This window comes from Streptomyces sp. NPDC052042 (genome assembly GCF_044548345.1).
In the GTDB taxonomy this organism is placed as follows: domain Bacteria; phylum Actinomycetota; class Actinomycetes; order Streptomycetales; family Streptomycetaceae; genus Streptomyces.
Map to the genome: position 1 here is coordinate 396,546 of NZ_JBIUBU010000002.1, position 19,972 is coordinate 416,517.

Here is a 19,972-nt window from a genome sequence, read left to right on the forward strand (position 1 = left end):
CCGTTTCGCGACCCGGAGCCGCCGTTCCGGGATTTCGTTCCGTGAATCCGCGGGTTTTCTCCGGCGGCGCGTCCCGCCCCGGGAGCGCCCCGTCCGGGGCGCGTCCGGCGCGGCGGCATTCTGTGTGAAGCTACAGAACCCCTGGGTGATCTTGCGTATGGAATGAGACGCGTGCGAAGGCCGTTAGCATGGACATCCGCACCGATCAAGGCCATTTGGGGAAGGTGTCATGACTGCAAACGTCGACGGAGTGCCCGAGAAATTCGCGACGCTCGGGCTGACATACGACGACGTGCTGCTGCTGCCCGGCGCGTCCGACATGGCGCCTGACCAGATCGACACCTCCTCGTACATCTCCAGGAACGTGCGGGTGAACATCCCGCTGCTCTCCGCCGCGATGGACAAGGTCACCGAGGCCCGCATGGCGATCGCCATGGCCCGGCAGGGTGGCGCCGGTGTGCTGCACCGCAACCTCTCCATCGCCGACCAGGCCAACCAGGTCGACCTGGTGAAGCGCTCCGAGTCCGGCATGGTCACCGACCCGATCACGGTCCACCCGGACGCGACGCTCAGCGACGCCGACGAGCTGTGCGCCAAGTTCCGCATCAGCGGCGTCCCGGTCACCGACGCCGCGGGCAAGCTGCTCGGCATCGTCACCAACCGCGACATGGCCTTCGAATCGGACCGCTCGCGCCAGGTGCGCGAGGTCATGACGCCGATGCCGCTGGTCACCGGCAAGGTCGGCATCTCCGGCGTGGACGCCATGGAGCTGCTGCGCCGCCACAAGATCGAGAAGCTTCCGCTGGTCGACGAGGCGGGCGTCCTCAAGGGCCTCATCACGGTCAAGGACTTCGTCAAGGCCGAGCAGTACCCGAACGCCGCGAAGGACAAGGAGGGCCGGCTGCTGGTCGGTGCCGCCGTCGGTGTCGCGGGCGACGCCTTCGAGCGGGCCCAGGCACTGATCGAGGCGGGGGTCGACTTCATCGTCGTGGACACCGCCCACGGCCACTCCCGGCTGGTCGGCGACATGGTCGCCAAGATCAAGTCGAACGCGTCCGGCGTCGATGTCATCGGCGGCAACATCGCCACCCGCGACGGCGCCCAGGCGCTGATCGACGCCGGTGTCGACGGCATCAAGGTGGGGGTCGGCCCCGGTTCGATCTGCACCACCCGGGTCGTCGCCGGTATCGGCGTCCCGCAGGTCACCGCGATCTACGAGGCGTCGCTCGCGGCGAAGGAGGCCGGCGTTCCGGTCATCGGCGACGGTGGTCTGCAGTATTCCGGTGACATCGCCAAGGCCCTGGTGGCCGGCGCGGACACCGTGATGCTCGGTTCGCTGCTGGCGGGCTGCGAGGAGTCCCCGGGCGAGCTGCTCTTCATCAACGGCAAGCAGTTCAAGTCGTACCGGGGCATGGGCTCGCTCGGCGCGATGCAGACCCGCGGCGACCGCAGGTCGTTCTCCAAGGACCGCTACTTCCAGGAGGGCGTCGCCTCCGACGAGAAGCTCGTCCCCGAGGGCATCGAGGGCCAGGTTCCCTACCGCGGCCCGCTCTCCGCGGTCGTCCACCAGCTCACCGGCGGTCTGCGCCAGTCGATGTTCTACGTCGGCGGACGCACCGTGCCGGAGCTCCAGGCCAGGGGCCGGTTCGTCCGGATCACCTCGGCGGGTCTCAAGGAAAGCCACCCGCACGACATCCAGATGACGGTCGAGGCACCCAACTACAGCAGGAAGTAACGCGCACGGCGCTCCCGAGGGGCGGACCCGGGCTTCTCGGCCACGCTGGGCGACCAGCGGGGGCCCGAGGACTCCCGGGGGCCGCCCCTCCGGCGTGTGTCGGGGATACTGGACAGCGCAGACATAGAGGGAAAGGCCACACCATCGTGACTGAGATCGAGATCGGGCGCGGCAAGCGCGGCCGCCGGGCATACGCGTTCGACGACATCGCCGTCGTTCCGAGCCGCCGAACCCGCGACCCGAAGGAGGTCTCGATCGCCTGGCAGATCGACGCCTACCGCTTCGAGCTGCCGTTCCTGGCCGCCCCCATGGACTCGGTGGTCTCCCCGCAGACCGCGATCCGCATCGGTGAGCTGGGCGGTCTCGGTGTCCTCAACCTGGAGGGGCTGTGGACCCGCTACGAGGACCCGCAGCCGCTGCTCGACGAGATCGCCGAGATGCCGGCCGAGTCCGCGACCCGCCGGCTCCAGGAGATCTACGCCGCCCCGATCCAGGAGGAACTGATCGGCCGGCGCATCAAGGAGGTGCGCGACGCCGGGGTCATCACCGCAGCCGCGCTCTCTCCGCAGCGCACCGCCCAGTTCTCCAAGGCTGTCGTCGACGCGGGTGTGGACATCTTCGTCATCCGCGGTACGACGGTCTCCGCCGAGCACGTCTCGAGCGCGGCCGAACCGCTCAACCTCAAGCAGTTCATCTACGAGCTGGACGTCCCGGTGATCGTCGGCGGTTGCGCCACGTACACCGCCGCCCTGCACCTGATGCGTACCGGCGCGGCCGGAGTGCTCGTCGGCTTCGGCGGCGGCGCCGCGCACACCACGCGCAATGTCTTCGGCATCCAGGTGCCCATGGCGACGGCGGTCGCCGATGTCGCGGGGGCCCGCCGCGACTACATGGACGAGTCGGGCGGCCGGTACGTGCACGTGATCGCGGACGGCGGCGTCGGCTGGTCCGGTGACCTGCCGAAGGCCATCGCCTGCGGTGCGGACGCCGTGATGATCGGCTCCCCGCTGGCCCGTGCGACGGACGCGCCGGGCCGTGGCCGGCACTGGGGCATGGAGGCCGTCCACGAGGACGTGCCGCGCGGCAAGCTGGTGGACCTCGGCACGGTCGGCACGACCGAGGAGGTCCTCGCCGGCCCCTCGCACTCGCCGGACGGTGCGATGAACATCTTCGGCGCGCTGCGCCGGGCGATGGCGACGACGGGCTACAGCGAACTCAAGGAGTTCCAGCGCGTCGAGGTCACGGTGGCGGACTCGCAGCACCGCCGCTGACCGGCCCCCGGCCGTTCGCCTGCGGCGTTCACGGCCGGATTCGCCTCCGGCGTTCACGGCCGGATCCGCCTCCGGTGTTCACGGCGAAGGCCCCGGAGCCCGCGTACGAGCGGGTTCCGGGGCCTTCGCCCGTGTCCTTGCGGGGTCACGCCCCGTTCGTCACGCCTTCTTGGCGCCACCGAACGCCGCCACGGCGCCCAGCAGCAGGAAGGCGTAGGTCATGAAGTCCGAGCCCTCGCTCCACGCCTTCGTCAGGACGTCGAAGTGCTCCATGAAGAGGGTGGTCGCGGACTGGTGGATCAGGTCGGACAGGATGATCGAGATGCCGATCAACTGGCCGAGGTAGACGGCGCCCACGGCCAGGACGGCGCTGACGACGGGCAGGATCGGGCTGCGCCCGCCGACCTTGCTCGCCGCGAAGCCCACGAGGAAGCCGACGCCGATGGCGATGTAGCCGACCTCGCGCTCGATCGCCCCGGCGATGACGCCGTACAGGAAGGCCGCGACGAGCGCCGCGACCACGGCCGTCAGCACGCCGAGGCCCACCCTGTCGCGGGGCGGGGCCGGCGGGGCGGAGGGTGCGCCGCCGAACGCGGGGACGGGCTCACCGGGCTGCCCGTAGGGGCCGGGCTGCTGGCCGGCGAAGGGGTTGCCGGTCGGGGCGCCGGGCTGCTGGCCCGCGTACGGGTTGCGCGGTCCCGGCTGGGCCCCGGGCTGCTGGCCCGCGTACGGGTTGCCGTCGACGGGGTGGGGGCCGGGCGGCTGGTTCGGCGGCGGCACGGGCTGGCTCATGGTGGGATCCCCCTTGGAACGGAAGCGCACGGACAGAAGCGCACGACTGTGCGAGAAGTGACGCCGCAGGCTAGCAGTCGGCTGTGACATCGCCCACCAAAATCTCCGAAACTCCCGGAATCCACGGAATCCACGGAATCCGCGGCACCCGGGGGACTGGGGGCCGCCCGGCCCACCGCCCCGGCCCCCTGCACCGCGCACCGCGCACCGGATCCCCGGAATCCGGGGATCCGAGCCCCGGGTCACAGCCGGTGGGCGGCTCCCGCCGGGGTCGCGCCCCGGGTGTCCAGGAGCAGTTGCGCCTTCACGGCGAGGCCCTGGAGGTCGTACGTGCGGTGGTGCTGGAGCAGCACCGTGAGGTCGGCGTTGGACGCGGCCTCGTACAGCGAGTCGGCGCGCGGCACGGGGAGGTCCCGTACCCGCCAGTCCAAGACGTACGGGTCGTGATAGCCGATCTGTGCGCCCATGTCCAGCAGCCGGGAGGCGATCTCCCGGGCGGGTGACGCCTCCTGGTCGGCCAGGTCGGGCTTGTAGGTGACACCGAGCAGCAGCACGCGGGCACCGCGCACCGACTTGCCGTGCTCGTTCAGCAGGGTGGCGCAGCGCTGGATCACATACTGCGGCATCCGGCCGTTGATCTCCTGGGCGAGCGCGACCATGCGCAGCGGGTGGCCGGGGGTGCGGCTGTGGTACGGGAGGAGGCCGGGATCGACGGGGACGCCGTGCCCGCCGACCCCGGGGCCCGGACGGAACGGCAGGAAGCCGAAGGGTTTGGTCTCGGCGCACCGGACGACGTCCCACAGGTCGACCCCGAGATCATGGCAGAGCACCGCCATCTCGTTGGCGAGGGCGATGTTGACGTGCCGGAAGTTGGTCTCCAGGACCTTCGTCATCTCGGCCTCGCGCAGCCCGCGGGCGCGGACCACCTTGTCGGTGAGCCGTCCGTAGAAGGCGGCGGCGGACTCGGTGCAGACGGGGGTGAGGCCGCCGATGACCCGGGGGGTGTTGGCGTGGACGTGGATCCGGTTGCCGGGGTCGAGGCGGCTCGGCGCGTAGGCGAGGTGGAAGTCGCGTCCGGCGCGCAGTCCCGAGCCCTCTTCGAGGAGCGGCCGGATGTGCGCCTCGGTGGTGCCTGGCTGCACGGCCGATTCCACCAGCACGGTGGTGTGCGGGCGCAGCCGGGCGGCGAGCGCGCGAGTGGCGTCGTCGAGGGCGGTGAGGTCGGGCATGCGGTCGGCGCCGAGCGGGGTGGGGGCGCAGATCACCGCGGTACGGACCCCGCCGAGTTCGGCGGGGTCGGTGGTGGGCCGGAAACCCCCCGAGAGCATCCGGCGGACGTCCGACGCGGTGAGCGAGCCCTCGACGGGGGTGCGGCCCGCGGCAAGTTCCGCGTGGGCGCGTGGGTCGGTGTCGTAGCCGACGGTCTGGATGCCGGCGGCGACGGCCGCTTGTGCGAGGGGCAGGCCGAGGTGGCCGAGTCCGATGACAGCGAGGTCTGCGGGCAAGTGGGGCCGTCCTTCCCTCGGACCGGACGGGGCGCGGAGAAGGGGCGTCCTCCGTGTAACCGGCCGGTACATGGCCATGAGAGCAGAAAGCGCAACCGCTGGGGACACGCAATGTCAGACTAGGCGTAAATATGACCTATATGCCGCATTATGAGGCCCGTGCCGCCTTGGTGTTGTCCGGGGTTGTCCACAGGCGGTGGCCGAAGTCGTGGGTGGCGGACAGAATCGAGGAGTGGGCCGGGGTGCCCGACCGATCGGTCGGGGCGTGTTCCGGGCCGGACCACCTCAAGTCACCCGGGAGGCGGCAGTGAGGACAGCGACACTGGGACCCGCGGAACGCGCCGAGGCGCTCGTCGCGATGGCCGAGCACGAGCTGGACGTGCTGGTCATCGGTGCGGGCGTGGTCGGCGCCGGTACGGCGCTGGACGCGGCGACACGAGGGCTCTCGACCGGCCTGGTCGAGGCGCGCGACTGGGCCGCGGGCACGTCGAGCCGGTCGAGCAAGCTGATCCACGGCGGGCTGCGGTACCTGGAGATGCTCGACTTCGCACTCGTCCGGGAGGCGCTGAAGGAGCGCGGGCTGCTCCTCCAGCGGCTGGCCCCGCATCTGGTGAAGCCCGTGCCGTTCCTCTACCCGCTGCGGCACCAGGGCTGGGAGCGGTTCTACGCGGGCTCCGGCGTGGCGCTCTACGACGCGATGTCGGTGTCGTCCGGGCACGGTCGCGGGCTGCCCGTCCACCGGCACCTCTCCCGCCGCCGCGCGCTGCGGGTCGCCCCGGCGCTGCGAAAGGACGCCCTGGTCGGGGCCTTGCAGTACTACGACGCGCAGATGGACGACGCCCGCTACACGGCGACCCTGGTGCGCACCGCCGCCGGATACGGCGCCCATGTGGCGAACCGGGCGCGGGTGACCGGCTTCCTCCGGGAGGGCGAACGGGTCGTCGGCGTCCGGGTGGTGGACGTCGAGGCGGGCGGGGAGTACGAGGTCAGGGCCAAGCAGGTGGTGAACGCCACCGGTGTGTGGACCGACGACACGCAGGCGCTGATCGGGGAGCGCGGACTGTTCCACGTCCGGGCGTCCAAGGGGATCCACCTGGTCGTCCCGAAGGACCGCATCCATTCCTCGACCGGCCTCATCCTGCGGACCGAGAAGTCCGTCCTCTTCGTCATCCCGTGGGGACGGCACTGGATCGTCGGGACGACCGACACCGACTGGGATCTGGACAAGGCGCACCCGGCGGCGTCCAGCGCCGACATCGACTACCTCCTCGAACACGTCAACAGCGTGCTGGCCACCCCGCTGACCAGGGACGACGTCCAGGGGGTCTACGCGGGGCTGCGGCCGCTGCTGGCCGGTGAGTCGGAGGCGACCAGCAAGCTCTCGCGCGAGCACACGGTGGCGCACCCGGTGCCGGGCCTGGTCGTCGTGGCGGGCGGCAAGTACACCACGTACCGGGTGATGGCGAAGGACGCCGTGGACGAGGTGGTGCACGGCCTCGACCAGCGCGTCGCGGAGTGCGTCACGGAGGACATCCCGTTGCTCGGCGCGGAGGGGTACCGCGCGCTGTGGAACGCCCGCGCGAGGATCGCGCTCGGGACGGGCCTGCACGTGGCCCGCGTCGAGCATCTGCTCAACCGCTACGGCTCCCTGACGGAGGAGCTCCTCGAACTGATCACCGCCGATCCGGTCCTGGGCGAGCCGCTGCCCGCCGCGGACGACTACCTGAAGGCCGAGATCGTCTACGCCGCCTCGCACGAGGGGGCCCGGCACCTCGACGACGTACTGACCCGCCGCACCCGGATCTCCATAGAGACCTTCGACCGGGGTACGCGCAGCGCCCGGCTCTGCGCGGAGCTGATGGCACCGGTGCTGGGCTGGGACGAGCGGCAGATCGACCGGGAGGTCGAGCACTACGAGAAGCGGGTACAGGCGGAACGGGAATCGCAGCGCCAGCCGGACGACCTCACGGCGGACGCGGCACGGCTCGGCGCGCCGGACATCGTGCCGCTGTAGGACGTGCTCCGAAAGTCCCGCCCCGCCCATCGGGCGAACGACGCTGCTCGCGAAACACGCCCTGGCGCCGGGGACATCGGGAAGGCGCCCGGGGCCCGGGTGGCGGCACGGGCTCGGGGCGGGCGTGACGGGCTCGGTCGGCCGGCGTCGGCGGCTCGGGTGGCCTCGGCGGCTCGGGGCGGGCGCGACCGGGCTCAGCCGGTGGGTGCGCGAGCGCAGAACTCCGCGTCGAGCAGACCACGTTCGAGCTCCTCCGTACCGGCCAGGCTGTCCGTGTCGACGCGGTACGTCAGGACGTGGCCGCCCCCACGGGTGGCGACGGTGCGGACGTGACTGCCCGTGATGTGTCCGTTGTGCCCCCAGACGGTGACACCGCAGGAGAGCCGCTGCGGATAGACGCCCAAGCCGTAGAGGCCGTGCGTGGCGGTGGTGTCGAGCAGGGCCGCGAGTTGGGTGGGGATCAGGAGACGGCCGCCGAGCAGGGCCGCGTAGAAGCGGTTCAGGTCGTCGAGCGTGGAGATCAGCTCTCCGGCCGCGCCCGCGGTGCGCGGGTCGAGCGCGGTGACCTCGTGCAGGGCGCCGTCGACCGGGTCGCGGGTGAAGCCCCGGCCGTGCGGTGGGGGCAGCGCGGTCCGGGCGCCCGGCAGCGATGTGCCGGTGAGACGCAGCGGGGTGATGACGCGTCGGCGGATCTCGTCGGCGTAGTCGTGCCCGGTGACGCGCCGGATGACGAGCCCGAGGACGGCGTAGTTGGTGTTGGAGTAGGCGTACCCGCCGGGCACGTCCGTCGGGCGGCGGGTGAGGGCGAGCCGGACCGCGTCGGCGGCGGACACCGGCGCGGCGCGGGCACCGGCCGGGGCCGGGTGGGCGGGGGTGACGGCGGTGTAGTCCGGGAGACCGCTGGTGTGGTCGAGCAGGGCGTGCAGGGTGATGCGTCGGCCGTCGTTGCCGTTGCCGCGGATCAGGCCGGGCAGCAGCCGGTCGACGGGGTCCGACAGCCGGAGCCGCCCCTCCCCGGCGAGTTGGAGCACGACCGTGGCGACGAAGGTCTTGGTGATGCTGCCGGCCCGGAACCGGTCCGCCCTGCGGATATTGGGCCCCGTCGAACGGAAGGTGTCATACGGTGCGGAGGAGGCGCGACGGGCCAGGAATGCCGCCGTAGGAGCGCCACCCATGGCGACAAGCCGGGGAAGGTAGGAAGCCGCGGGGGTGAGGTGTGGTTCCCTGGGCAGGGGCGTCGTACCCGGTCCCAGCAGCGCCAGCAGCAAGGGGACGGAGCACAGCGCCCTGAGCGTCGGCATGGCGGGGATTCCCTTCCTCGGGGCACATCATGACGGGTCCGCGGACCGGGCGCCCCATGACCGGCCCACCGACCCGTGGACCGGACCCATGACCGGGTCCGAGGCACGGCATGATGGCCGGGCCCGTGGACCCGGCACCAGGCCCGGTCCCGGGGTGAGGGACAATGAACGCTCTGCCAGGGCGGGTTGATCGCAGAGGGGACGCATGTCGGAGGCGGAGCAGGCACAAGAGCCTCAGCGGGACAAAGACGGTCATCTTCTCGCGGGGCGGTACCGACTCGGGGCGGTGCTCGGCCGAGGCGGCATGGGCACGGTCTGGCGTGCCGTCGACGAGACGCTGGGCCGTACGGTCGCGGTCAAGGAGCTGCGGTTCCCCTCGGCCATCGACGAGGACGAGAAGCGCCGCCTGATCACGCGTACCCTGCGCGAGGCGAAGGCGATCGCCAGGATCCGCAACAACGGCGCGGTGACGGTCTACGACGTGGTCGACGAGGACGACCGGCCGTGGATCGTGATGGAGCTGATCGAGGGCAAGTCCCTGGCCGAGGCCATCCGCGAGGACGGGGTGCTGCCCCCGAAGCGCGCCGCCGAGGTCGGCCTGGCCATCCTCGACGTGCTGCGCTCGGCGCACCGCGAAGGCATCCTGCACCGCGACGTGAAGCCGTCCAACGTGCTGATCTCGGACGGCGGCCGGGTCGTGCTGACCGACTTCGGCATCGCACAGGTCGAGGGCGACCCCTCCGTCACCTCGACCGGCATGCTCGTCGGCGCGCCCTCGTACATCTCGCCGGAGCGCGCGCGGGGGCACAAGCCCGGACCGCCCGCCGACCTGTGGTCGCTCGGCGGCCTGCTGTACGCGAGCGTCGAGGGGAGCCCGCCGTACGACAAGGGATCGGCCATCGCCACCCTGACCGCGGTGATGATCGAGCCGCTCGACCCGCCGAAGAACGCCGGTCCGCTCACGGAGGTCATCTACGGCCTGCTGGCCAAGGATCCGGACCAGCGGCTCGACGAAGCGGGCGCGCGCGCCCTGCTCGACGCGGTGATCCACGCCCCCGAGAAGCCGGACCCCGTGGTGCCGCCGCCCGCCGACGCCACCCAGATCATGGCGCTGCCCGGGAAGTCCGCCGAGAAGAGGGCCGCGAAGTCCGGCGAGCCGGGTGAGGGCACCCGCGACCGGCTGCGCGGCGCGCTGCGTTCCGTACGGAGCGCGAAGGCGGCACCGACCGCCGCCCCGCCCGCGCCCTCGGTGCCTCCGCCGGCGGGGGCACCGGCAGGCGGCGCGGACGTGCCCGCGAAGCCCGCCGTGTCCCCCGCGAGGACGGCGAGCGGCCCGGCCACCGCCGCCGTACCGCCCCAGCGCCAGGCCACGTCCCCGGCCGCCCCGCCCCGTGCCTCCCTCACGGACGTGGTGCCGCGCCGCACCCTGGCCGTCATCGCGGCCGTGATCGTGCTCGCCGTCGTCGCCACGGTCCTCGCACTGACCCTTCCGCGCGGCGACGACAACGACGCGAGCGCCGGCAAGGGCAAGGGCGACAAAGCCGCCTCGTCCGAGGCCCCGGCCTCCGGCAGCTCCCCGGACGCCGACAGCGGCGACGGTGCCCAGCCCGCCGAGGGCGGCGCCCCGGGCACGGGCCAGGACAAGGGCCGGGGACAGGACGAAGGCGGCCAGGGAAAGGGTGACGGTTCGGACAAGGAGAAGGGCGGCTCGAAGGGCGAGAGCCCGGCTGACGCGCTGCCCGACGGGTACAAGGCCGTTTCCAGCAAGAAGTTCCACTTCTCCATCGCGATGCCCGAGGACTTCCGGTTCTCCCGCACGTCCGGGCGCGACTCCGGTGCCATCTACAGCGAGGACGGCGACTTCCCGCGCCTCCAGGTCGACTACACCGGTTCGCCGCAGGGCGACGCGGCCGCGGCCTGGAACGCGGCGAAGGGCGGTGTCGCGGCCACCAGCAAGGGTTACCGCCACCTGGGAGTGAAGAAGGTCGACTACAACGGCTACCCGACGGTCGCCGACTGGGAGTTCGAGCGCACCCAGCAGGGCGAGCGGGTCCGCGTGCTCAACCGGGGATTCAAGGTCGACGCGAAGCACGGTTACGCGATCATGATCAGCTGCAAGGCCGACGAATGGGACGACGAGGAGTGCCGGACGCTGCGGGCCACCGCGTTCGACACCTTCGAGCCCACCGACTGATCCGAGGGGCGGTGCGAGCGGCGGGTGCGCCGAGCCCGGCGGGGTGCTGTCACGCGGCCCGTATCGTGAGAGCCTGGGACCGCATGCCGTCGGGACGGTCGGTCAATCGCACGGTGGGCGCACGCGGTTGACGTAGGCGAGTGGTCTTCATGACCGGGGGTAGGCACGCTCTGGGGAGGCGTCGTGAACGACTACGCGGGTCGGGTGCTCGCCGACCGCTACCGCCTTCCGCTGCCTCCGTCCGACGGGTACGAACTGGTCGAGACCCGGGCCTTCGACACCTACAGCGGGCAGGAAGTGCTGATCCGTCAGGTTCCGCTGCCCGAGGTGGTGGACGCCGAGGTGATCGACGCCGACGGCCCGGTGCCCTCGGTCCGGCAGGTCACCGGGCGGGCGGTGCGGCGTCCTGCGGATCCGGCGGTGCGGCGGGCCGTCGAGGCGGCGCAGGCCGCGGCCGGGATCCCCGACCATCCCAGGCTCGACCAGGTCTTCGACGTGTTCGCCGACGCGGGATCGCTCTGGATCGTGAGCGAGTTCGTCGCGGCCCGCCCGCTCGCGGCCCTGCTCGCGGAGCGTCCGCTCGACCCCTTCCGCGCCGCCGAGATCGGCTCCGACGTGCTGACCGCGCTGCGGGTGCTGCACGCCCACGGCTGGACCCACCGCAACATCACCGTCCGTACGGTACTGATCTGCGACGACGGACGCGTCGTGCTGACCGGGCTGGCGGCCGGGGCCGCGGAGGAGGCGCTCTGCGGGTACGTGTCGACGCCCCGGCCGGACGACGAGGACGAGCTCGGCTACGGAGGCCCGGCGCTCGGTGCGGACCCGGCCGGGGTGTTCGCCCCGCCGCCGCTGCCGCCCCCTCCGGCCGAACTTCCGTCCGCGCACGGCCCAGTGTTCGTGGAGAAGGGCCCGGCGTCCGATGGCGGTGACGACGCGCACGGCGATGACGAGGCGTATCGCGATGACGAGGCGTACGGCGACGGGGGCGACGGCCACGGGACCCGTGAGGCCCACGAGACCCTCGGTGACCACGACGCGTACCGCGACGGCGAGGGCGCGGACGAGGTCCACCGCGATGCCGACGACGACACATACGGCGACGGTTCCGACGACGGCCGTGGAGGCGGGCCCCGGCGGGACGCGGGAAGCGGCGCCACGGGCGAACCGGAGGCCGTGCGGCTGCCGCTGAGCCCCGCCCTCCCGGCGGCCGAGGCCGGGGCGGACGGCGTCGAGCGGTCGCGGGCCGAGCGCGCCGGGGCCATCGCCGCCTACCGAGAGGGCACCCGCGCCGCCGCGCGGATCAGCGAGGAACGGCGCCGTGCCGGGGTGCGGGAGCCTTTCGGCGACGTCGAGGAGACGGCTTCGCTTCCCGTCCAGCGCCCGGCCGGGCCGGGCGACGGCCCGTACGGAGACGGTCCGTACACCGGTGGCCCGCCCGCCGACGGCCCGTTCGCCCGCGGCGCACAGGCCGAGGACCCGTACAGCAAGGACCCGTACACCGAAGACCCATACACCGAGGATCCGTACAGCAAGGATCCGTCCGGCGAGGCTCCCCACGACGACGACGTGTACGGCTACGCCGCCTACGGTGACGAGACGGACGACTACGACGGCCTCCTGCCCCCCAGCCGCCGGATGCACCTCACCGGCACCTGGAGCGACGGCACCGGAGCGGGGCAGCCCGTCCCCGCCGGGGGTGGCGGCGAGATCGCCGCGCGCACAAACACCCCGGGCCCGGCCCTGACCCCGGTGCCCCCGGCGCACCGCCCCGAGGGGGCGCACCACTCGGAACCGGGGGACGGTCCCGGCCGCTGGGACGACCTCATGACGGGCGGGCACACGGACGACCCCCCGTACCGGGGACCGGCCACCCCGCTCGCCGCCGAGCGCGCCCGGCAGGCCCGGATCGCCGTCGTCGGCGCGGTCACCGAACGCTGGGCGCCCGAACAGGGCGGCCCCGTACACGCGAACTGGCGACTGGCCCCGCCGATCGGCCCCGCCACCGACCTCTGGGCGCTCGGCGCGCTGCTCTACCGCGCCGTCCAGGGCCATGCCCCGTACCCCGAGGAGAACGCCGCCGAACTCGTCCAGATGGTGTGCGGGGAACCGCCCGCATTCGCCGAGGAGTGCGGCCCGCTGCGCCCCGTCGTCGAGTCACTGCTGCGCCAGGACCCCACCGACCGGCCGGACGTCGAGGAGCTGAGCGGCTGGCTGCGTTCCCTCGTACGGTCCGCGCCCGAGCCCGAGGCCGGCGTGGACGTCGTGCCGCTGCCGGCCGCCGACGCCGCCAAGCTCCCCATCGTGCGCCGCCGGGGCGAACTGGTCCGCAGGCGCCGCGGCCTGTTCCGGCAGGGCGCGGCCCACGGCCGCCACCGGCAGACGCGCGAACGGCCGGACCGCGGCGAGCGCCCGAGGGCCGAGCAGGCGCCCAGGCCGGAGAAGGCGCCCCGGACGCCCAAGGCGCCGCGCGAGCCCAAGGGCCCCAAGGCGCTGCGCACCCCGCCCCCTGGCTCCCCGTACCCCGAGGGGCGCTCACCGAGGCGGCTCGGGCGGCTGCTTCTGCTGCTGATCCTGCTGGCCCTGATCGGCGCGGTCGGGTACGCCGTGCTGTTCATGCCCAAGGCGGACAGCGAACCCGACAACGGCGCCTCGGCCCCGGGCACATCGGCGTCCGGCGCACCGCAGTCCGGTTCGTCGGAGTCCGGCGGGCAGCCGTCCGGGCGTTCCGGTGGTGCCCAGCAGCCGCAGACCACCCGGTCCGCCGTGGCCCTCGACGCCGGATACACCCTGCGCAGGGACCCGGAGGGCTTCGAGGTCGGCGTCCGCGAGAGCTGGCGGCGCACCCCCGCCAACGCGGACCGTCAGATCCGCTACGAGGGCGGTGGCTTCACCCTGCTCGTCGTCCCCGGACGCGACTCGGTCGAGGCCGACGGCGACGACCCGCTGGTGTACCAGGCCGACAGGGAGCGGGAGTTGCGGCCGTTCCGCGAATCCAACTGGTCGGGATCGAGCGGGCTGCGCCGGATCGACGTCGGCCGACAGGCCATGGCCGAAGGCCAGTTCACCTGGCAGGACGCGAACGGCCGCGAGGTGTGTGCCCGCAATCTCGCGTTGATCGTCGACGGCCGCTACCACGTCATCCAGGTCATCGGCCCGGAGGACCGGCGTGACGAGGTCGCGGACATCTACCAACAGGCCGTCTCCTCCTACCGCGTGACGCGCTGAACCGGTTCCGTGACCCTCCGGGCCCGCCCCCGGGGAGGCGGTGAACCGCGTCGGTCCGTCTCGTGGCAGAAGGTGGAACGAGCGACAAGGGTCACAGTGGGGTCTCCACGGAGATGCGAGGTTCCGAGACCGAGAACCCCTCCGTAATCTGGCCTTTCGGAAGGAACGGGGCGGGGATTACGTGGAACGAGCACAGGGTACGGACGCGGGGCTGCTGCTGGCCGGAAGATATCGGCTGGGCCGGGTTCTCGGACGCGGCGGCATGGGCAAGGTCTGGCGCGCTCATGACGAGGTGCTGCACCGCACGGTCGCGGTCAAGGAACTGACGGCCGGACAGTACGCGGCCGAGGCCGACCGGGCCGTCCTGCACGCACGCACGCAGAAGGAGGCCCGTGCGGCGGCCCGGATCACCCACCCGGGCGTGGTCACCGTCCATGACGTGATCGAGTACGACAACCGGCCCTGGATCGTCATGCAGTACGTCGACGGTCCGTCGCTCGCCGACTCGGTCAAGGAGTCCGGCGAGGTCGAGCCGCGCGAGGCCGCCCGGATCGGCCTCCATGTGCTGGGCGCCCTGCGCGCGGCGCACACCGCGGGCGTCCTGCACCGGGACGTGAAACCGGGCAACGTCCTCCTCGCCGCCGACGGCCGGGTGCTGCTCACCGACTTCGGGATCGCGGCCATCGAGGGCGACTCCACCATCACCAGGACCGGTGAACTCGTCGGTTCCATCGACTACCTGGCTCCGGAGCGGGTACGCGGTGGCGATCCGGGCCCGGCCTCCGACCTGTGGTCGCTGGGCGCCACGCTCTACACCGCGGTCGAGGGCCACTCGCCGTTCCGCCGCACGTCCCCGATCTCCACCATGCAGGCCGTCGTCACCGAGGAACCGCCGCCGCCCGAGCGCGCGGGACCGCTCGGGTCCGTGCTCACCGCGCTGCTCCGCAAGGAGCCCGAGGACCGGCCGTCGGCGGCGGAGACCGAACGGATGCTGCTCGACGCCATGGAGGGCCGCGAGCCCCAGGCGGCGCAGGCGTACGTGCCGACGCAGCGCGTCCCCGACCAGAGCCTGCTCGCGTTCGACCCGGCCACCGCACCCGGTGGGGCGGGGACGGCCGGCACCGCCCGACTCCCGGTTCCGCCGGGCGAGCCGGCCGCTGGTCCCGTGGGCGGCCCGGTTCCGGCCCTGGTGACCCGGCGCGGCCGGGTCCGGTGGCGTACGGCGGTGCCGGTCCTCGTCGCCGCCGCGCTGATCGGCGGCGGGGCGGGGCTCCTGGCGATGAAGTACACGGACCGCACCGACGACACCGACGCCCGGCGGGGCGGCCCGGGCACCCATGCGCCCGGCACCCCCACCGAACCGGCGAACGGCTCCTCGAAGAAGCCCGATCCGCCGCGCAAGGGGGCCGAGACCAAGGAGATACCCGACGGCTGGCACCGGGTGGACGACCCTGCGGGCTTCAGCCTGACCGTGCCGGACGGCTGGGAGCGCCGGGCGAGCGGTGACCAGATCGACTACACCCCGGACGGGGGCGTGCACTACATCCGGATCAGCATCGATCCCGATCCGGACTACGAGAACTCGTACACGCACATGCTGAACCTGGAGAAGCAGCTCGCCGAGCGACTGCCCGGCTACCGCCGCGAGAACCTGCGCCCCAACATCTACCGGGACCGGCCGGGCTCGCTCTGGGAGTTCACCTGGACCGAGACCAAGAACCATCCGGGCCCGCGCCACGCGATCGATCAGATGTACTTCGGGGGGACGGGTGGTCCGGAGTATGCGCTGTACATGACGGGGCCGGCGGAGGACTGGGACACGACCCGGACGCAGTTCCAGACGATGTTGCGCGGATGGCGGGCGCCCGAGGACTCCGGCTGACGCCGCCGCCGGGTGGCCGGGCCGCGGCGGGCACCCGACAGGCCGGCCGAGGGGCTGCGCCCCGCCCGGGGCCTGCGCCCGCCCGGCCCGCAGCCCGGGGCCATGGCCTCCTATTCGGTCCGGCGTCGAGGAAGGCGGCCTGATCAGGGGCTTTGTTGCCAGTGACCGCTGGCTCGTTCACGGGGTGTGTGAAAACCTGTTACTCACGGGTACCCAAAGCGGTCGGGGGGACGTACCCTCGGCCCCATGACGGACTCGCAGGCCCCCCAGCCCACCCCCGAGGCCCAGGTCACCACCGCCTCCGCGGCCCCGGTCGGCACCAACCCCGTGGCTACCGCACCGGCGGGTGTGCGCACCGCCGCCGACGTGGTCACCCCCGACCTGGTCGCCCGGCTGACCCGTGACGTGGCCGGCTCCGGCCGTACCGCCAACCACACCCCGTTCACCGGGGAGAAGCTGGCCGATCTGCCCGAGTCCACCCCCGAGGACGTGGCGACGGCCTTCGAACGGGCCCGTGCCGCCCAGTCCGTCTGGGCCGCGACCCCCGTCCGCGCCCGCGCCGCCGTCCTGCTCCGCTTCCACGACCTCGTCCTCGACCGGCAGGCCGAGGTGCTCGACCTCATCCAGCTGGAGACGGGCAAGGCCCGGCTGCACGCCCACGAGGAGGTGCAGGCCGTCGCCGTCGCCGCCCGGCACTACGGGCGCCGGGCCGGCGCGTATCTGAGGCCGAGGCGGCACACCGGGGTCGTGCCCACCCTCACCAAGGTCACCGAGCTGCGCCAGCCGCGCGGTGTCGTCGGCCAGATCGCGCCGTGGAACTACCCGCTCGAACTGTCCGTCGGGGACGCGCTGCCCGCGTTCGTCTCCGGCAACGCCGTCGTGATGAAGCCCGACACGGAGACCGCGCTGACCGCGCTGTGGGCCCGGGACCTGCTGATCGAGGCCGGGCTGCCCGCCGAGGTGTTCCAGGTCGTCCTCGGCGACGGACCGGTCGTCGGCCCCGAGCTCGTCAAGCACGCCGACTACGTCTCGTTCACCGGCTCCACCCGCACCGGCCGCGAGGTCGCCCAGGGCGCGGCGGCCCGGCTGGTCGGGGTCTCGCTGGAGCTCGGCGGGAAGAACGCGATGCTGGTGCTGGAGGACGCCGACGTGGAGAAGGCCGCCGCGGGCGCCGTCCGCGCCTGCTTCTCCTCGGCCGGCCAGCTCTGCATCTCGATCGAGCGGCTGTACGTCCACGAGTCGATCGCCGACGACTTCGCGGCCCGCTTCGCCGCGCGCACGAAGGCGATGCGGCTCGGCAGCGCCCTCGCCTACGGGGCCGACATGGGCTCCCTGGTGAGCGAGCGCCAGCTGGAGACCGTGACCCGGCATGTCGCCGAGGCCGTCGAGAAGGGCGCCACGGTCGTCGCGGGCGGGGTCGCCCGTTCCGACATCGGCCCGCTCTTCCACGAGCCGACGATCCTCGACGGCGTCGAGGCGCCGATGGCCGTCTGCACCGAGGAGACCTTCGGACCGGTGGTGTCCCTCTACCGCTTCCGCGACGAGGACGAGGCCGTCGCCCTCGCCAACGCCACCCCGTACGGTCTGAACGCGAGCGTCTGGACCAAGGACTCCCGGCGCGGCCACCGGGTCGCCGCCCGGCTGCGCACCGGCACGGTCAACATCAACGAGGGGTACGCCCCCGCCTACGGCAGCGTGCAGTCGCCGATGGGCGGCATGAAGGACTCCGGCCTCGGCCGTCGGCACGGCTCCGAGGGCATCCTCAAGTACACCGAGTCGCAGACCGTCGCCCAGCAGCGGCTGATCCCGCTCGCCCCGTCGTTCGGCATGGACGACGCCGCGTACACGGCGTTCATGACGCGCAGCCTGAAGGCGATGAAGGCGTTCCGCCTGCGCTGAGGCCCCGGCACCGCAGCCCCTTCCGCCCGTTTCGCACCGAGGAGAGCCATGCCCCAGGACAGCCCTGCCCGGAATCGGACCGCTTCCGCGGAAGGAGCCGACGACGAGGCCGCGTACGACTACGACGTGCTGGTCGTCGGCTCGGGCTTCGGCGGTGCGGTGTCGGCGCTGCGGCTGACCGAGAAGGGCTACCGGGTCGGGGTCCTGGAGGCGGGCCGCCGCTTCACCCGGTCCGCCCTCCCCAGGAACTCCTGGGACCTGAAGAACTACCTGTGGGCTCCCGCCCTCGGCCTCTACGGCATCCAGCGCGTGCATCTGCTCGGCAAGGTGATGGTGCTGGCGGGCGCGGGCGTCGGCGGCGGTTCGCTCAACTATGCCAACACCCTGTACGTGCCCCCGGCGGCGTTCTTCGAGGACCGGCAGTGGGCGGCCATCACCGACTGGCGGGACGAGCTGGCCCCGCACTACGACCAGGCCAGGCGGATGCTCGGGGTCCGGCTCAATCCGACGACGACCCCCTCCGACGTCCACCTGAAGGCCGCCGCGCAGGCCATGGGCGTCGGCGACACCTTCCACCTCGCCCCGGTCGGTGTGTTCTTCGGCGATGGCGAGGACGCCGACGGCGAGGTACGGGCGAAGCCCGGCGGCACGGTCCCCGACCCGTATTTCGGCGGTGCGGGCCCGGCCCGCCGGGCCTGCACCGAGTGCGGCGAGTGCATGACGGGCTGCCGCCACGGCGCGAAGAACACCCTCAACGAGAACTATCTCCACCTCGCCGAGAAGGCGGGGGCGGTCATCCACCCGATGACCACGGTCGTCGCGATCACGGACCACCCGGAGGGCGGCTACCGCGTCCTCACCGTCCCCACCGACCGCCGCCGGAAGGAGAAGCCCGCCCGGCTGCGCGCCCGCCGGGTCGTCGTGGCGGCCGGCACGTACGGCACACAGTCCTTGCTGCACACGATGAAGGACCGGGGGCTGCTGCCCCGGATCTCCCACCGGCTCGGCGAACTGACCCGCACCAACTCCGAGGCTCTCGTGGGCTCGCAGACCACCGACCGGCGCTACCGCAGGAAACACGGCACCGCTCGGGCCGACTTCACCCGGGGCGTGGCCATCACCTCCTCGGTCCACCCCGACGAGAACACCCACATCGAGCCGGTCCGCTACGGCAAGGGCTCCAACGCCATGGGCGCGCTGTCCATCCTCCAGGTGCCCTACGGCGGCCACCGGGTACTGGGCTGGCTCGGCAACATGGCCCGGCACCCCGTCCTCGCCCTCCGCTCGCTGTCCAATCGCCGCTGGTCGGAACGGACCATCATCGGGCTCGTCATGCAGTCGCTGGACAACTCCCTGACGACGTACCGCAAGCCGGGAGGCGTCGGCAAGGGGCTGCTCACGGCCCGGCAGGGGCACGGCGCCCCCAACCCGACGCAGATCGAGGAGGCCACGCGCGGCGCCTCGCTGCTCGCGGAGGAGATCAACGGCTTCGCGGGTTCGAACGTCGGCGAGCTGATGGGCACCCCGCTCACCGCGCACTTCCTCGGCGGCTGCCCGATAGGCGTGAGTGCCGAGCACGGGGTCATCGACCCGTACCACCGCCTCTACGGGCACCCCGGCATATCGGTGGTCGACGGTTCCGCCGTCTCGGCGAACCTCGGCGTCAACCCGTCGCTCACCATCACCGCGCAGGCGGAACGCGCGATGTCCTTCTGGCCCAACAAGGGCGAGGCGGACCCGCGCCCGGCGCAGGGCGAGGCGTACGAACGGCTGGCCCCGGTCGGACCGCGATCGCCCATCGTGCCGAAGGATGCCTTCGGCGCGCTGAGGCTGCCGTTCCTCGGCATGCCGACGGTCCCGCCGAAGAAGAAGCCCTGAACGCCCTGCATGCGCCGCACGTCCTGCACGCCCCGCACGCCCTCAAGGCGTAGGGCAACAGGCACCGCCGAGGAGGGGGCCCCGCACCCGTCATGGACGCGCGGCGCGGAGGCGGCGGCACGGGGGGCGAGGCCCGCAGGCCGGTCAGGGGCCGACGGGGCCCTTCGCGCATCGACACCGGGCGGTGTGCGGGAACCAGGGGCCCGGACCGGACACGGGCTGCGCGAGGCGCCTCCTGCCGACCGGACACGGTCGGCTCCGGGCGTCCCCGGA

General features: G+C 72.8%; 11 protein-coding genes. 8 read left to right on the forward strand and 3 right to left on the reverse strand.

Annotated features, from left to right (window positions below):
- Nucleotides 1-229: 229 nt before the first annotated feature.
- Together guaB and ACIHCL_RS07090 are read left to right on the forward strand one after the other, a co-directional pair.
- Nucleotides 230-1,735: an IMP dehydrogenase gene (gene guaB, locus ACIHCL_RS07085; protein ID WP_399857828.1), complete on the forward strand. Its 1,506-nt coding sequence runs from the start codon at nt 230-232 to the stop codon at nt 1,733-1,735.
- Nucleotides 1,736-1,881: 146 nt separating this feature from the next.
- Complete coding sequence (locus ACIHCL_RS07090; RefSeq protein ID WP_399857830.1) at nt 1,882-3,006, forward strand: GuaB3 family IMP dehydrogenase-related protein; 1,125 nt, start codon at nt 1,882-1,884, stop codon at nt 3,004-3,006.
- Between the two features lie 159 nt (nt 3,007-3,165).
- On the opposite strand, the gene ACIHCL_RS07095 is transcribed toward ACIHCL_RS07090, so the two are convergent.
- Together ACIHCL_RS07095 and ACIHCL_RS07100 are read right to left on the reverse strand one after the other, a co-directional pair.
- Complete coding sequence (locus ACIHCL_RS07095; protein ID WP_399857832.1) at nt 3,166-3,798, reverse strand: hypothetical protein; 633 nt, start codon at nt 3,796-3,798, stop codon at nt 3,166-3,168.
- Nucleotides 3,799-4,040: 242 nt separating this feature from the next.
- Nucleotides 4,041-5,303, reverse strand: coding sequence for a nucleotide sugar dehydrogenase (locus ACIHCL_RS07100; protein ID WP_399857835.1), 1,263 nt, complete (start codon nt 5,301-5,303; stop codon nt 4,041-4,043).
- Between the two features lie 307 nt (nt 5,304-5,610).
- Here ACIHCL_RS07100 and ACIHCL_RS07105 point away from each other — a divergent pair, with 307 nt between their 5' ends.
- Entirely contained in the window at nt 5,611-7,317 is a 1,707-nt protein-coding gene (locus ACIHCL_RS07105; RefSeq protein WP_399857836.1) for an FAD-dependent oxidoreductase, read from the forward strand.
- Nucleotides 7,318-7,511: 194 nt separating this feature from the next.
- Here the strand turns inward: ACIHCL_RS07105 and ACIHCL_RS07110 are convergent, their stop codons facing one another.
- A complete protein-coding gene (locus ACIHCL_RS07110) occupies nt 7,512-8,618 on the reverse strand; it encodes a serine hydrolase domain-containing protein (RefSeq protein WP_399857839.1) in 1,107 nt (368 codons plus the stop codon).
- A gap of 205 nt (nt 8,619-8,823) precedes the next feature.
- Here ACIHCL_RS07110 and ACIHCL_RS07115 point away from each other — a divergent pair, with 205 nt between their 5' ends.
- From ACIHCL_RS07115 to ACIHCL_RS07135, 5 genes are all read left to right on the forward strand, one after another.
- The gene (locus ACIHCL_RS07115; RefSeq protein WP_399857841.1) at nt 8,824-10,812 is read left to right on the forward strand and encodes a protein kinase; all 1,989 of its coding nucleotides are present in this window, start codon (nt 8,824-8,826) and stop codon (nt 10,810-10,812) included.
- 183 nt (nt 10,813-10,995) lie between these two features.
- The gene (locus ACIHCL_RS07120; protein WP_399857843.1) at nt 10,996-14,040 is read left to right on the forward strand and encodes a serine/threonine protein kinase; all 3,045 of its coding nucleotides are present in this window, start codon (nt 10,996-10,998) and stop codon (nt 14,038-14,040) included.
- A gap of 181 nt (nt 14,041-14,221) precedes the next feature.
- Nucleotides 14,222-15,922 carry a protein kinase gene (locus ACIHCL_RS07125; protein WP_399857845.1) on the forward strand — a complete coding sequence of 567 codons (1,701 nt, stop codon included), beginning with the start codon at nt 14,222-14,224 and terminating at the stop codon, nt 15,920-15,922.
- Nucleotides 15,923-16,168: 246 nt separating this feature from the next.
- Complete coding sequence (locus tag ACIHCL_RS07130) at nt 16,169-17,821, forward strand: succinic semialdehyde dehydrogenase (protein WP_399857847.1); 1,653 nt, start codon at nt 16,169-16,171, stop codon at nt 17,819-17,821.
- A 48-nt stretch (nt 17,822-17,869) separates the two neighbouring features.
- Nucleotides 17,870-19,699 (forward strand): GMC oxidoreductase, encoded by a 1,830-nt coding sequence (locus tag ACIHCL_RS07135; RefSeq protein WP_399857849.1) that lies wholly within the window; start codon nt 17,870-17,872, stop codon nt 19,697-19,699.
- Nucleotides 19,700-19,972: the final 273 nt, after the last annotated feature.

Coding starts and splice junctions, on each gene's coding strand:
- ACIHCL_RS07110 (WP_399857839.1), bottom strand. CDS start 8,618: ATGCCGACGCTCAGGGCGCTGTGCTCCGTCCCCTTGCTGCTGGCGCTG.
- ACIHCL_RS07135 (WP_399857849.1), top strand. CDS start 17,870: ATGCCCCAGGACAGCCCTGCCCGGAATCGGACCGCTTCCGCGGAAGGA.
- ACIHCL_RS07095 (WP_399857832.1), bottom strand. CDS start 3,798: ATGAGCCAGCCCGTGCCGCCGCCGAACCAGCCGCCCGGCCCCCACCCC.
- guaB (WP_399857828.1), top strand. CDS start 230: ATGACTGCAAACGTCGACGGAGTGCCCGAGAAATTCGCGACGCTCGGG.
- ACIHCL_RS07115 (WP_399857841.1), top strand. CDS start 8,824: ATGTCGGAGGCGGAGCAGGCACAAGAGCCTCAGCGGGACAAAGACGGT.
- ACIHCL_RS07130 (WP_399857847.1), top strand. CDS start 16,169: ATGACGGACTCGCAGGCCCCCCAGCCCACCCCCGAGGCCCAGGTCACC.